The sequence below is a fragment of the Pseudomonas sp. UTLPPB19802 genome, from assembly GCF_059730225.1.
Genome location: NZ_AP048545.1, coordinates 2,948,933 through 2,962,318, shown reverse-complemented (window position 1 = coordinate 2,962,318; position 13,386 = coordinate 2,948,933). Strand labels below are relative to the sequence as shown.

The 13,386-nt window shown below is 64.5% G+C and carries 10 protein-coding genes and 1 pseudogene; 8 read left to right on the top strand and 3 right to left on the bottom strand.

The features are described 5' to 3' along the window. Positions 1 to 112 precede the first annotated feature (112 nt). Positions 113 to 736: a TetR/AcrR family transcriptional regulator gene (locus AC6I6U_RS13530; RefSeq protein WP_497882422.1), complete on the bottom strand. Its 624-nt coding sequence runs from the start codon at positions 734 to 736 to the stop codon at positions 113 to 115. A gap of 172 nt (positions 737 to 908) precedes the next feature. Between AC6I6U_RS13530 and AC6I6U_RS13525 the strand changes: the two genes are divergently transcribed. The 8 genes from AC6I6U_RS13525 to ppnP all read left to right on the top strand — a co-directional run bounded on the left by AC6I6U_RS13525 (position 909) and on the right by ppnP (position 10,228). Then, positions 909 to 2,699, top strand: a complete 1,791-nt coding sequence (locus tag AC6I6U_RS13525; RefSeq protein ID WP_497882421.1) for an acyclic terpene utilization AtuA family protein — start codon at positions 909 to 911, stop codon at positions 2,697 to 2,699. A 13-nt stretch (positions 2,700 to 2,712) separates the two neighbouring features. Continuing rightward, complete coding sequence (locus AC6I6U_RS13520; RefSeq protein ID WP_497882420.1) at positions 2,713 to 3,582, top strand: SDR family oxidoreductase; 870 nt, start codon at positions 2,713 to 2,715, stop codon at positions 3,580 to 3,582. Between the two features lie 3 nt (positions 3,583 to 3,585). After that, entirely contained in the window at positions 3,586 to 5,202 is a 1,617-nt protein-coding gene (gene atuC / locus AC6I6U_RS13515; protein WP_497882419.1) for a geranyl-CoA carboxylase subunit beta, read from the top strand. Positions 5,203 to 5,226: 24 nt separating this feature from the next. After that, on the top strand, positions 5,227 to 6,384 hold the full coding sequence (atuD, locus tag AC6I6U_RS13510; RefSeq protein WP_497882418.1) for a citronellyl-CoA dehydrogenase: 1,158 nt from the start codon (positions 5,227 to 5,229) through the stop codon (positions 6,382 to 6,384). Then, complete coding sequence (locus AC6I6U_RS13505; protein ID WP_497882417.1) at positions 6,381 to 7,172, top strand: enoyl-CoA hydratase/isomerase family protein; 792 nt, start codon at positions 6,381 to 6,383, stop codon at positions 7,170 to 7,172. The genes atuD and AC6I6U_RS13505 overlap by 4 nt, the downstream gene beginning before the upstream one ends. Positions 7,173 to 7,239: 67 nt before the next feature. Beyond that, entirely contained in the window at positions 7,240 to 9,201 is a 1,962-nt protein-coding gene (locus AC6I6U_RS13500; protein WP_497882416.1) for an acetyl/propionyl/methylcrotonyl-CoA carboxylase subunit alpha, read from the top strand. 69 nt (positions 9,202 to 9,270) lie between these two features. Continuing rightward, entirely contained in the window at positions 9,271 to 9,813 is a 543-nt protein-coding gene (locus tag AC6I6U_RS13495) for a 3'-5' exonuclease (RefSeq protein ID WP_497882415.1), read from the top strand. A 133-nt stretch (positions 9,814 to 9,946) separates the two neighbouring features. Continuing rightward, on the top strand, positions 9,947 to 10,228 hold the full coding sequence (gene ppnP, locus AC6I6U_RS13490) for a pyrimidine/purine nucleoside phosphorylase (protein ID WP_497882414.1): 282 nt from the start codon (positions 9,947 to 9,949) through the stop codon (positions 10,226 to 10,228). A gap of 61 nt (positions 10,229 to 10,289) precedes the next feature. Here ppnP and AC6I6U_RS13485 read toward each other — a convergent pair. Both AC6I6U_RS13485 and AC6I6U_RS13480 read right to left on the bottom strand, forming a co-directional pair. Beyond that, positions 10,290 to 11,317, bottom strand: a pseudogene (locus AC6I6U_RS13485) (Fic family protein). A gap of 62 nt (positions 11,318 to 11,379) precedes the next feature. After that, on the bottom strand, positions 11,380 to 13,155 hold the full coding sequence (locus AC6I6U_RS13480) for an ABC transporter transmembrane domain-containing protein (protein WP_497882413.1): 1,776 nt from the start codon (positions 13,153 to 13,155) through the stop codon (positions 11,380 to 11,382). Positions 13,156 to 13,386: the final 231 nt, after the last annotated feature.

Genomic DNA, 13,386 nt, shown 5'->3' with positions numbered 1-13,386 from the left:
AACTTCAAGGCCACGCACCTCAGAATAAATATCGTTGATATCACTAAGCTAGGCGTTTTTGTTCACATAGACAACTTCACGCGCGTGAATTAATCACTTGCACAACACGCACTTAGCTGTCCTTGAGAATCAGCGCCAAAGCCTCGTCGGCCAACTGATCCAACGTCAGGCTGCCCTGGGGACGAAACCAGGTGGTGGTCCAGGACAAGGCACCGGTCAGAAAGCGCCGGGCAATGAACACGTCGCCCTTGATATAGCCGGCATCACGAGCTTCGCCCAGCACCTGCAGCCAGATCTGCTCGTAGATATCGCGCAATGCCAGAACCTGGGCCTGGGCCAGCGGTGACAGCGACCGCCATTCGTAGACCAGTACCGCCATGGCTTCGCCGGTACCGCCCATGATCGACTGCAGTTCGCAGCGGATCAGCGCCAGTACCCGCTCGCGCACACTGGTCGCCTCGGCCAGGGACGCACGCATCAGAGCGGTGTTGTAGAGGATGGTTTCCTCCATCACCGCCCGCAAGATCTCGTCCTTGCTCTTGAAGTGATGAAAGATGCTGCCGGACTGGATACCAATGGCGCTGGCCAGGTCACGCACCGTGGTGCGCTCGTAACCCTTGTTGCGAAACAGGTGTGCGGCGGTCTGCAGCAGCTTGCCGCGGGCGCTGTCCGGGTCGGTCAGTTGCCCCGCCTGCACCAGATCCCCCATTACCTGCTGGGCTTGTTGCTCGTTCACGGCAGTCTCCTCATTGCTGGTGCCGTTGCACGCCCGGAAACCGGGAGGTTGCGCGCGCAATTTAAGCCGAGCAGCGCGCCCAAGCAAGCGCTTGGGACAAACTCATCGACGGGGTTTACAAACCAAGCGCTTGCTTGGTAGCCTCATTCCACCACTTTCGGAGATCGTGCGGATGAACAGAACGGTTCGTGTCGGTTGTGCCAGCGCCTTCTGGGGCGATACCTCCACGGCCGCCAGGCCGCTGGTGGAGCGCGGCAAGCTGGACTACCTGGTGTTCGACTACCTGGCGGAGATCACCCTGTCGATCCTCGCCGGAGCGCGCATGAAGGATCCCCAGGCCGGTTACGCCACCGACTTCGTCGAAGTCCTCGAACCCTTGCTGGCAGATATCGCCCGGCAGCGCATCCGCGTCATCAGCAATGCCGGCGGGGTCAACCCACACGCCTGTGCTGCCGCACTGCAGCAGGTCTGCGACAAACTCAGAGTGAAGCTGAAGATCGCCGTCCTGCAAGGTGACGACCTGCAACCCCAGTCCCGGCAACTGGCGGCCAGCGGTATCGAGGAAATGTTCAGCGGCGCACCGCTGCCGCCCATGTGCGTCTCCATCAACGCCTACCTGGGCGCACCGGGGATTGTCGAGGCCCTGCGCCTGGGGGCCGATATCGTGATCACCGGGCGGGTGGTGGACAGCGCGGTGGTCAGCGCGGCGCTGGTGCATGAGTTCGGCTGGGCCTGGGACGACTACGACAAGCTGGCCCAGGCGGCACTGGCCGGGCACATCATCGAGTGCGGCGCGCAGTGCACCGGCGGCAACTTCACCGACTGGCGCGACGTGCCGGACTACGAACATATCGGCTTCCCCATCGTCGAAGTCGGCGCCGACGGGCACTTCGTCGTCAGCAAGCCCGAAGGCTCCGGCGGGCTGGTGTCGCCCCTGAGCGTCGGCGAGCAACTGCTCTACGAGATCGGCGACCCACGGGCCTACCGGCTGCCGGATGTGATCTGTGACTTCACCCGGGTCAGCCTGGTCCAGCAGGGCGAGAACCGCGTGGCCGTGCACGGTGCCAGGGGCCTGCCGCCGACCGGGCAATACAAGGTCAGCGCCACCTGGCCCGATGGTTTCCGGTGTACCGCCAGTTGCCTGATCGCCGGCATCGATGCCGTGGACAAGGCCCGGCGCGTCAGCCAGGCGATCATTGCCAAGACGTCCGAGATGTTCCAGCTACGGGGCTGGGCGCCCTACAGCGAGGTGAACATCGAACTGCTCGGCAGCGAAGCCAGCTATGGCCCCCACGGTCGCCGCCAGGACAGCCGCGAGGTGGTGATCAAGCTCGCCGTACGCCATCCGAGCAAGCAGGCACTGATCCTGTTCTCCCGGGAAATCGCCCAGGCCGCCACGGGCATGGCACCGGGATTGACCGGCATCGTCGGCGGTCGGCCAACGGTATACCCACTGATCCGGCTGTTTTCGTTCCTGATCGACAAGGATGCCTGCGAACTGGGCGTACGCCTCGACGAACAGACCCATTCTTGCACACTACCCGTCCTGTCGGACTTCGACCCTGCCGGGCTTGCCGAAGATCTGCAGCCCGCGCAGCCCCAGGGGCCGGCCGAAGCCAGCGTGCCGCTGGTGAAGCTGGCGGTGGCGCGCTCCGGCGACAAGGGCAACCACAGCAATATCGGGGTCATGGCCCGGCGCCCGGAATACCTGCCGTGGATCGCCGCGGCGCTGACCACGGCGGCGGTCGTCGACTGGATGAACCACGTGCTCGATCCCCTGCACGGGCGCGTCGCGCGCTGGTACCTGCCCGGCAGCCACAGCCTGAACTTCCTCCTGGAAAACGCCTTGGGCGGCGGCGGTGTCGCCAGCCTGCGCATCGACCCGCAGGGCAAGGCCCTGGCCCAGCAACTGCTGGAATTCCCGATTGCCGTGCCGCAACAGCTGGCCGATCAACTTGCCTGAAAGGAGCGTGACCGTGGCCTATGCCTCCGTATTCAAACCCGATCTGTTCAACGGCCAGACGATTATGGTCACCGGCGGCGGCAGCGGCATCGGTCGTTGTACGGCCCATGAACTGGCGGCCCTCGGCGCCCGCGTGCTGCTGGTGGGGCGCAAGGCGGAAAAGCTGCAGCGGGTCGCCACCGAAATCACTGAAGATGGCGGCCATGCGGCCTGGCGAAGCTGCGACATTCGTGACGAGGACGCGGTGAAACAGCTGGTCGCCGAGCTGGTCGCCGAATACGGCCCGATCCATGGCCTGGTCAACAACGCCGGTGGCCAATACCCGGCCCCCCTGGCCTCGATCAACCAGAAAGGTTTCGAAACCGTGCTGCGCACCAACCTGGTGGGCGGGTTCCTGGTGGCCCGGGAGGTGTTCAACCAGTCCATGAGCCGCCACGGCGGCAGCATCGTCAACATGCTCGCCGACATGTGGGGCGGCATGCCCGGCATGGGCCACTCCGGCGCCGCCCGTGCCGGCATGGACAATTTCACCAAGACCGCCGCCTTCGAATGGGGCTGCGCCGGAGTCCGGGTCAATGCGGTGGCACCGGGTTGGGTCGCCTCCAGCGGCATGGACACCTACGAAGGCGCATTCAAGCAGATCATCCCGACCTTGCGCGAGCATGTGCCCCTCAAGCGCATCGGCACCGAATCGGAGGTCAGCGCGGCGATCGTGTTCCTGCTCAGCCCGGCGGCCGCCTTCATCAGCGGCAGCACCCTGCGCATCGACGGCGCCGCCAGCCTCGGCAATCGCGCCTGGCCGTTGCAGCCGGTGCGCAACAGCGAGTCGTACAACGGCTTCCATCGGGCCTACCTGCCGGATGTGCTCAAGGACAAGGAGTGAACCATGCCGGTGATCGAATCCCAGCTTGACCGCCACAGTGCCGATTTCACCCGCCATCGCGATGCCCTGCTGGCCAGCCTCGAACAGGTTCGCCAACTGGAGCAGAAACTGCTGGACAAGGCCGAGCAGGCCCGTGACAAGTTCACCAGCCGTGGCCAGTTGCTGCCCCGCGAGCGCCTGAACCTGCTGCTCGACCCCGGCGCACCCTTCCTCGAACTGGCCAGCCTGGCCGGCTACAAGCTGCATGACGACAAGGACGGCAGCCAGGCCGGTGGCGGCCTGATCGCCGGGATTGGCTATGTCTGCGGCGTGCGCCTGCTGGTGGTGGCCAACAACAGTGCGATCAAGGGCGGGACCATCTCCCCCAGCGGCCTGAAAAAGACCCTGCGCCTGCAACAGATCGCCATGGAAAACCGGCTGCCGGTGATCACCCTGGCCGAAAGCGGCGGGGCCAACCTGAACTACGCGGCGGAGATATTCGTCGAAGGTGCGCGCTGCTTCGCCAACCAGGCGCGGATGTCGGCCATGGGCCTGCCGCAGATCACCGTGGTTCACGGCTCGGCGACCGCCGGTGGCGCCTACCAGCCGGGGCTGTCGGACTACGTGGTGGCGGTGCGCGGCAAGGCCAAGCTGTTCCTCGCCGGGCCGCCATTGCTCAAGGCCGCCACCGGCGAAGTGGCCACCGACGAGGAACTCGGTGGCGCCGAGATGCATGCGCAGGTGGCCGGCACCGCCGAGTACCTGGCCGAGAACGATGCCGATGGCATTCGCCTGGCCCGCGAGATCGTTGCCGCGCTGCCGTGGAATGCACGGCTGCCAGTGGCACTCGCGCCGACGTTCGCCGAACCGCTCTACCCGATCGACGACCTGCTGGGGCTGATTCCCGACGACCCGAAAAAGCCCTATGACGTCCGCGAGATCCTCGCCCGCCTGGCCGACGGTTCGCGGTTCCTCGAGTTCAAGGGCGAGTTCGACCAGCAGACCGTCTGCGGCCACCTGCAGATCCACGGCCGCCCCTGCGGGGTGATCGGCAACAATGGCCCGATCACCCCACGGGGCGCGAGCAAGGCGGCGCAGTTCATCCAGCTCTGCGACCAGAGCCACACTCCGCTGCTGTTCCTGCACAACACCACCGGCTTCATGGTTGGCACCGAGTCCGAGCAACAGGGGGTGATCAAGCACGGCGCGAAGATGATCCAGGCGGTGGCCAATGCCCGGGTACCCAAGCTGACCATCGTCGTCGGCGGCTCCTACGGCGCCGGCAACTATGCCATGTGTGGCCGCGGCCTCGACCCGCGCTTCATCTTCGCCTGGCCCAACAGCCGTACGGCGGTCATGGGCGGCGCCCAGGCCGGCAAGGTCCTGCGGATCGTCACCGAGGCCCGACAGCTCAAGGAAGGCCAGGTCGCCGAGGAAAAGATGCTCGACATGCTCGAACAGGTGACCGCGCAGAAACTCGACAGCCAGTCCACCGCCCTCTATGGCACCGCCAACCTCTGGGACGACGGCCTGATCGACCCACGGGATACCCGCACACTGCTCGGCTACCTGCTGGACATCTGCCACGAAGCCGAGGTGCGGCCGTTGCAGGCCAACAGTTTCGGCGTAGCCCGCTTCTAAACGATCACAGGGAGAACAACAACAATGATCTTTACCCAGGAACATGAAGCGTTGCGCCGGACCGTTCGCCAGTTCGTCGATCACGAGATCAACCCCCACGTCGAGGAATGGGAAAAGGCCGGTCGCTTTCCGATCCACGAGATCTTTCGCAAGGCCGGCGAACTCGGCCTACTGGGCATTTCCAAGCCGGAGAAGTTCGGCGGCATGGGCCTGGACTACAGCTATTCGATCGTTGCCGCCGAAGAGTTCGGCACCGTCCATTGCGGCGGCATCCCCATGTCCATCGGTGTGCAGACCGACATGTGCACCCCGGCCCTGGCACGTTTCGGCTCCGATGAGCTGCGCGAGGAGTTCCTGCGCCCGGCCATCACTGGCGAGCAGGTCGGCTGCATCGGCGTCTCCGAGGTCGGCGCCGGCTCCGACGTCGCCGGGCTCAAGACCCAGGCGCGCAAGGATGGCGACGACTACGTGATCAATGGCAGCAAGATGTGGATCACCAACTCGCCGAGTGCCGACTTCATCTGCCTGCTGGCCAACACCTCGGACGACAAGCCGCATGTGAACAAGTCGCTGATCGTGGTGCCGATGAACAGCCCCGGCATCAGCCTCAGCCCGCACCTGGACAAGCTCGGCATGCGCAGCTCGGAAACCGCCCAGGTGTTCTTCGACGACGTGCGCGTGCCACAACGCAACCGCATCGGCCAGGAAGGCGCGGGGTTCATGATGCAGATGCTGCAGTTCCAGGAGGAACGGCTGTTCGGTGCGGCGAACATGATCAAGGGCCTGGAATACTGCGTCGACAGCACCATCGCCTACTGCCGGGAACGCCGGACCTTCGGCAGCCCGCTGATCGATAACCAGGTCATCCACTTCCGCCTCGCCGAGCTGTCCACCGAGATCGAGTGCCTGCGGGCGCTGGTCTACCAGGCCACCGAGCAGTACATCAAGGGCCGCGACGTCACCCGCCTGGCCTCCATGGCCAAGCTCAAGGCCGGGCGACTGGGCCGGGAAGTCACCGACAGTTGCCTGCAATACTGGGGCGGCATGGGCTTCATGTGGGACAACCCGGTGTCCCGCGCCTATCGCGATGTGCGCCTGGTGTCGATCGGCGGCGGTGCCGACGAGATCATGCTGGGCATCATCTGCAAGCTCATGGGCATCCTGCCGGGGAAAAAATCGTGAGTGCCCTGCCCGACTGCCAGACCCTGCGCCTGGAGGCCGAGGGCGGCGTACTGCGAATCACCCTTGACCGCCCGGACAGCCGCAATGCGATGAGCCTGCAGATGGTCGGCGAACTGCGCAGCGTACTGGCCGCGGTACGTGAGGATCGCGGCGTGCGCGCCGTGGTGCTGCGTGGGGCCGGTGGCCATTTCTGTGCAGGGGGCGATATCAAGGACATGGCCCAGGCCCGTGCCCAGGGTGCACAGGCCCATGAGCAACTGAACCGCGCCTTCGGTGCGTTGCTGGAAGAAGCCCAGCACCAGCCGCAGGTGGTGATCGCGGTGCTGGAGGGCGCGGTGCTCGGCGGTGGATTCGGCCTGGCCTGTGTCAGCGATATCGCGCTGGCCGCCCATGACGCCCGCTTCGGCTTGCCGGAAACCAGCCTTGGGTTGTTGCCGGCGCAGATCGCACCGTTCGTGGTGCGGCGTATCGGCTTGACCCAGGCTCGGCGGCTGGCGTTGACCGCGGCGCGTTTCGACGGCGATGAGGCGGCGCGATTGGGGCTGGTGCATTTTGTCGAGCGTGATACCCAGGGATTGGAGGATCGCCTTGATGAAATCCTGAGCCAGGTGCTGCGTTGTGCGCCGGGAGCCAATGCGGCAACCAAGGCGCTGCTGCTCGATGAGCAGCCACTGGGGGCGCTGCTCGATCAGGCGGCGCGCGGGTTTGCCGAGGCGGTGACCGGGGCGGAGGGCGTCGAGGGGACGCTGGCCTTCGTGCAGAAGCGGGAACCGCGCTGGGCCGGATGACGTCTTCGCGGCGGCTCGGAGCCCCGACAAGCCCGAAACATTACCCTCCAACCAAAGGACCGCCACCATGCCCGCCTTCAAAAAGATCCTGATCGCCAACCGCGGCGAAATCGCTTGCCGGGTCATTCGCACCGCCCAGGCCCAGGGCTATCGAACCGTGGCCGTCTATAGCCAGGCCGATGCCGACGCCCGCCACGTACAACTGGCCGATGAAGCCGTGTGCATCGGCGCACCACAGGTGGCCGAGTCCTACCTCAACCGCCAGGCCCTGCTCGACGCCGCGCGCCGCTGCGGCGCCGATGCGATTCACCCCGGCTACGGTTTTCTCTCGGAAAACGCCGAGTTCGCCCGCGCCTGTGAACAGGCCGGGATCACCTTCATCGGCCCCAGCCCCGAAGCCATCGAGTTGATGGGCAGCAAGCGCCAGTCGAAAATCGCCATGCTTGCCGCCGGCATACCCTGCATCGATGGCTATCAGGGCGCCGCACAGGACGATGCGACCCTCGCCCGCGAAGCCCAGCGGATCGGCTACCCGCTGATGATCAAGGCCAGTGCCGGCGGTGGCGGACGCGGCATGCGCCTGGTCCATGAGCCCGAGCAACTGGCCGAGCAACTGCGTACCGCCCGCTCGGAAGCCCTGAACGCCTTTGGCAGCGACGAACTGATTCTCGAACAGGCGCTGGTCGAGCCGCGCCATGTGGAAATCCAGGTGTTCGGCGACAGCCACGGCAACCTGCTGTACCTGGGCGAACGCGACTGCTCGATCCAGCGCCGTCACCAGAAGATCGTCGAGGAGGCGCCCTGCCCGGTCATGACCGGCGAACTGCGCCAGGCCATGGGTGAAGCCGCATTGCAGGCCGGACGGGCGGTGAACTATGTCGGTGCCGGCACCGTCGAGTTCCTGCTCGATGCCGCCGGGCGCTTCTATTTCCTGGAAATGAACACCCGGTTACAGGTGGAGCATCCGGTCACCGAACTGATCACCGGGCTGGACCTGGTGGCCTGGCAGCTCGATGTCGCAGCCGGGTTGCCGCTGCCCCTGCGCCAGGACCAGGTCGTCCTCCAGGGCCATGCCATCGAGGTGCGCCTGTACGCCGAAGACCCGACCCAGGGTTTTCTGCCACAGACCGGCCAGGTGCTGGGCTGGGAACCGGTACAGTCGGAAGGCGTGCGGATCGATCATGGCCTGCTCGAGGGGCAGGCGGTCAGCCCGTTCTATGATCCGCTGCTGGGCAAGCTGATCGCCCATGGTGCGACCCGCGAGGAAGCCCGCCGCCGGTTGCTGCGCGCGGTCGAGGACTGTGTGCTGCTCGGTCTCGAGAGCAACCAGCGCCTGCTGGTGAACCTGTTGCGTCACCCATTGTTCGCCGCTGGCGACTTCAGCACGGCCTTCATCGCCGAGCACTTCAACGCTGATCCGAGCTTGCAACCCCATCAGCCGTCGAGCAGCGAACTGGCTCTGGCCACCGCGCTGTTCTATCAGGCCGGAGCCGGACGCCATGACGCCGGACTTGCCGGCTGGCGCAACAACGTCGGCACGGCGCGGCGCTACCGACTGGCGCAGGGCGAGGCCGCGTTCGACCTGCAACTGCTCGCCAGGCCCGGCGCACCGCTGCTGGTCAGCCATGCCGGGCAGCAGGTCGAAGTCCGGCTGCTGGCCTGTGACGGCCGCTGGGTCACGGCAGAACTCGACGGTGTGAGGCGGCGCCATGCCTATCGGCTGGAAGGCGAACAACTCTGGCTGTTCACCCGGCCGGGCAACCTGTTGCTGCGGGACCTGAGTTTGGCAGCGACACAAGGCCAGGCGACGGCGAGTTCGGGCACCGTGAAAGCGCCAATGGATGGGGCGATCGTCGATGTGCTGGTCAGCGAGGGCAGCGAGGTCCGCAAAGGCCAACTGCTGATGGTGCTGGAGGCGATGAAGATGGAGCATCCGTTGAAGGCCGGTATCGACGGCGTGGTGCGACGGGTGCAGGCCAACCGGGGGGACCAGGTTAAAAGCCGGCAGATTTTGCTGGTGGTTGAATGACCGGCTAGGCGGATTCGTCGGCATTGGCTACGCTTGACGCGGACTAGGATGCTGTCTTCGGAGCTTGAGATGCCCCACTGGCTGGTGATTGATCTGGAAGCCACGACGGATGATGGGGGCTGGCCGCTGGCGGAGATGGAAATCATCGAAATCGGTGCGACCCTGGTCAACCGCGAGGGCCGGGAGCTGGACCACTTCCAGCGTTTTGTGCGGCCGTTGCGCCGGCCGCTGTTGACCCCTTTCTGCCGGGAGCTGACGCATATCAGCCAGGCCAATATCGATACGGCGGCGCCCCTGGCCGAGGTCTGGGAGGCCTTCGAGCGCTGGCTTGGCCAGCATCAGGCGCGGCTGGAGGGCTGGGCCAGTTGGGGCGACTATGATCGCCGACAACTGGAACAGGACTGGCAGCACTTGCAGTTGACCAGCCTGTTGAGCCAGGTGCCCCATGCCAACCTCAAGCAGCGCTTCGCCAAGGCGCGCAAGCTACAGAAACCCTTGGGACTGAACGGTGCCTTGCAGTTGGCGGGACTGCAATTCAGTGGGCAACAGCATCGGGCACTGGAGGATGCACGCAATACCGCGCGGTTGTTGCCGTTGATCCTGCCGGCCTGAGGGGGAATGGCCGCCGTTGACGGATCGCGGGCAAGCCCGCTCCCACAAGGGGCGATCGGCAGCAGGTGACGGGAGCAGGCGGCTTGGGCATACTGGCCGGCCAAATTTTCCAGCTCATTTCGAGGAATCGCCCATGTTTAAAGTCAACGAGTACTTCGACGGCACCGTCAAGTCGATTGCCTTCGCACAAGCCGAAGGCGCGGCCACCATCGGTGTCATGGCTCCGGGCGAATACGAATTCGGCACCGCCCAGCGTGAAATCATGCACGTGGTTTCCGGCGCCCTGACCGTCAAGCTGCCAGGCAGCAGCGAGTGGGAAACCTTCGCCACCGGCAGCCAGTTCAACGTGCCGGCCGACAGCAAGTTCCAACTGAAAGTCGCCGTGGAAACCGCCTACCTGTGCGAATACCGCTGAATCCTGGCGAGTAATACCGAAACGGCGCCCAAGGGCGCCGTTTTTCATGGTGTATCCGACCTCAATACTGGCGAGCAAGTACCTCACGACCTTTTTCGGTCAGGCGATATCTCTGCGCCGGGCTGCGTGGCGAAGCCGGATCGGTCATTTCCATCCAGCCGGCAGCCAAGGCAGGTGCAAGATAGGTACTACGAAAGCTCGGACGATGGGTCAGTTCCAGGCGAGCCATCAACTCACTGGAGCGCAGTTCGGGCGTGTGTACAAGCACGGTCAGCAAGCGCTTTACTTGATCGGTTACTTGATCGGTTACTTGTACGGTCAAGTGCTCGCTGCGCACCGCCTCGGAGAGTGCACGGAGTAGAGCCTGGAGCATGAATTCCACGAAGGGCGTGGCTTCGGCCAACTGATCCGCAGCAGCCAGCGCGGTGTAATAGTCTTCCTGTTGTTCACGAATCACCGTTTCCACAGGCAGGTAGGCCAACATCGGTCGCCATTGCCCCAGGATCAGCGTCTGCCACAAACGCCCCATACGCCCATTGCCATCGGCAAAGGGATGAATGAACTCGAATTCGTAGTGAAAGACACAGCTTGCAATCAGCGGATGCAGGTCCGTACCGTCAAGCCAGGACAGCAGATCGTCAATCAGTTGCTCCACCCGACTGGCCGGAGGCGCCATGTGCAGCAGGCGCTCACCCGATAGATCCCGACACCGGACTGGCGCAATCGACCACAATCGTCAATCAGTCCGCGCATCAACAGGGCGTGGGCCTGCAACAGATCGACCCGGCTCCCGGGTCGCCAGCCGGTCATGGCCTCATAAGTCGCAAAGGCATTGTGTACTTCCTGGATTTCCCTGGGTAACCCCAGGACCCTCTTCCCATCCAGTAGGGCAGTGACCTGCTCCAGGCTCAGCGTATTGTTTTCGATAGCCAGCGAGGCCTGGATGGTACGGATGCGATTGCCCCGGCGCAGTTGTGGGGTAAGCCCCAGGCCACGCACGGCAGACAATTGTCCCAGAAGCTCGCTGATCTCGGCGATCAGCGAAAACATCCGCAGGGTCAACGTCAGGGGGGGTTGGTAATGGGGCATCGCCTGATCCGGAATGACTGACAAGGGCACCATAATGCCTGATCACCCGGCACTGCGGCATCTCAGCCGTCAATCTCCTGCGCCCGTGCATTGAACTGCAACGCAGCCAGCCGCGCATACAGCGGGTTGCTGGCGATCAGTTCGGCATGGGTGCCGATTGCCACCAGTTTGCCCTGGTCCATCACCGCGATGCGGTCGGCGTTCTGTACTGTCGCCAGGCGATGGGCGATCACCAGCGTGGTCCGGCCCTGCATCAGGCTCGGCAGGGCCTGCTGGATCAGGTGTTCGCTCTGGGCATCGAGGGCGCTGGTGGCTTCGTCCAGCAACAGGATCGGCGCATCCACCAGCAGCGCCCGGGCAATCGCCAGGCGCTGGCGCTGGCCGCCGGACAGGCCAAGGCCGGCATCGCCCAGATGGGTCTGGTAGCCCTGGGGCATCTGCATGATGAAATCATGGGCATGGGCGATGCGCGCTGCCTCGCGGACCTGCTCGTCGCTGGCCGTCGGATTGCCATAGCGGATATTCTCCTCGACGCTGCCGAAAAACAGCGCCGGGCTCTGCGACACCAGCGCGAAGCAGCGGCGCAGGTCCAGCGGGTCGAGCTGGGTCAGCGGTTGCCCATCGAGCAACAGGCGCCCCTGTTGTGGGTCGTAGAAACGCAGCAGCAGGTCGAACAGGGTCGATTTGCCCGCCCCCGAAGGCCCGACCAGCGCCAGGGTTTCACCGGCCCGCACGCTCAGGTCGAGGCCGTCGATGGCATGGCTGTCGGGGCGCGACGGGTAGCTGAAACGCAGGTTCTCCAGCACCAGGTTGCCTGCCACCCGCGCGGCCAGGCGTACCCCGCTGCCATCAGTTGGAGCGGTGATGGCATTGCTCGATTGCAGCAGCTCGCCGATCCGCTCGGCAGCCCCCGCCGCCCGTTGCAGCTCGCCGATGACTTCGCTGAGAGTGCCGAAAGCGCTACCGACGATCAGGCTGTAGAACACGAAGGCCGCCAGCTCGCCGCCGGAAATCCGTCCGGCGATCACGTCCATGCCACCGACCCAGAGCATCACCCCCACCGCCCCCAGCACCAAAACGATCACCAGGGTGATCAGCCAGGCACGCTGGACGATGCGCTTGCGGGCGGTCTGGAACGCCTGCTCGACGGTCGCGGCAAAGCGCTGCTCGTCCTGTAGTTGATGGTTGTAGGCCTGTACGGTCTTGATCTGCCCGAGGGTTTCGGAGACATAACTGCCGACGTCGGCGATGCGGTCCTGGCTCTGGCGGGACAGGCTGCGCACCCGGCGTCCGAAGATCAGGATCGGCGCCAACACCAGTGGCAAGGCGACCACCACGATACTGGTGAGCTTGGGATTGGTGATGAACAGCAACACCACGCCGCCGATCACCATCAGCGCATTGCGCAGGAACAACGACAGCGAAGAACCGATCACCGATTGCAGCAAGGTCGTATCGGCAGTCAGCCGTGACTGGATTTCCGAGCTGCGGTTGTTCTCGTAGAACCCCGGATGCAGATAGATCAGGTGGTTGAAAACCTGGCGACGGATATCGGCCACCACCCGCTCGCCGATCCACGAGACCAGGTAGAACCGGCTGAACGTGCCCACCGCCAGGCCCAGCACCAGCAGCAGGAACAGCCCGATGGACTGGTTGAGCAAGTGCGGCGACTGGGTCATGAAGCCCTTGTCCACCAACAGGCGGATGCCCTGCCCCATGGACAGGGTGATGCCGGCGGTGACGATCAGCGCCAGCAAGGCTGCAACCGCCTGCCAACGATAGGGAGCGACAAATCGGCTGGCCAGGCGCACGGCCCGGCGTTGACGAGCAGAAAGCATGATTCGAATCCATTGTGGGATGAGCAGAGCCTACACCCAAGTTCGAGTGAACTTCTGCGAAACGTAATCAGTCAGGTTGATTATGACCGGCTACGCTAGCCCCTAGAGATTATCGGTCTAAGGTTCGGCTGGCGGGAATACGTCATTTCTGTTGCACTGAATCCAGCGGCAGCCAGCTGTAGAAGGCTGTCATAGCCTGGTCATGCCGCGGATATAAACTCGACAAGCACC

Coding starts and splice junctions, on each gene's coding strand:
- AC6I6U_RS13525 (WP_497882421.1), top strand. CDS start 909: ATGAACAGAACGGTTCGTGTCGGTTGTGCCAGCGCCTTCTGGGGCGAT.
- atuC (WP_497882419.1), top strand. CDS start 3,586: ATGCCGGTGATCGAATCCCAGCTTGACCGCCACAGTGCCGATTTCACC.
- atuD (WP_497882418.1), top strand. CDS start 5,227: ATGATCTTTACCCAGGAACATGAAGCGTTGCGCCGGACCGTTCGCCAG.
- AC6I6U_RS13500 (WP_497882416.1), top strand. CDS start 7,240: ATGCCCGCCTTCAAAAAGATCCTGATCGCCAACCGCGGCGAAATCGCT.
- AC6I6U_RS13495 (WP_497882415.1), top strand. CDS start 9,271: ATGCCCCACTGGCTGGTGATTGATCTGGAAGCCACGACGGATGATGGG.
- ppnP (WP_497882414.1), top strand. CDS start 9,947: ATGTTTAAAGTCAACGAGTACTTCGACGGCACCGTCAAGTCGATTGCC.
- AC6I6U_RS13480 (WP_497882413.1), bottom strand. CDS start 13,155: ATGCTTTCTGCTCGTCAACGCCGGGCCGTGCGCCTGGCCAGCCGATTT.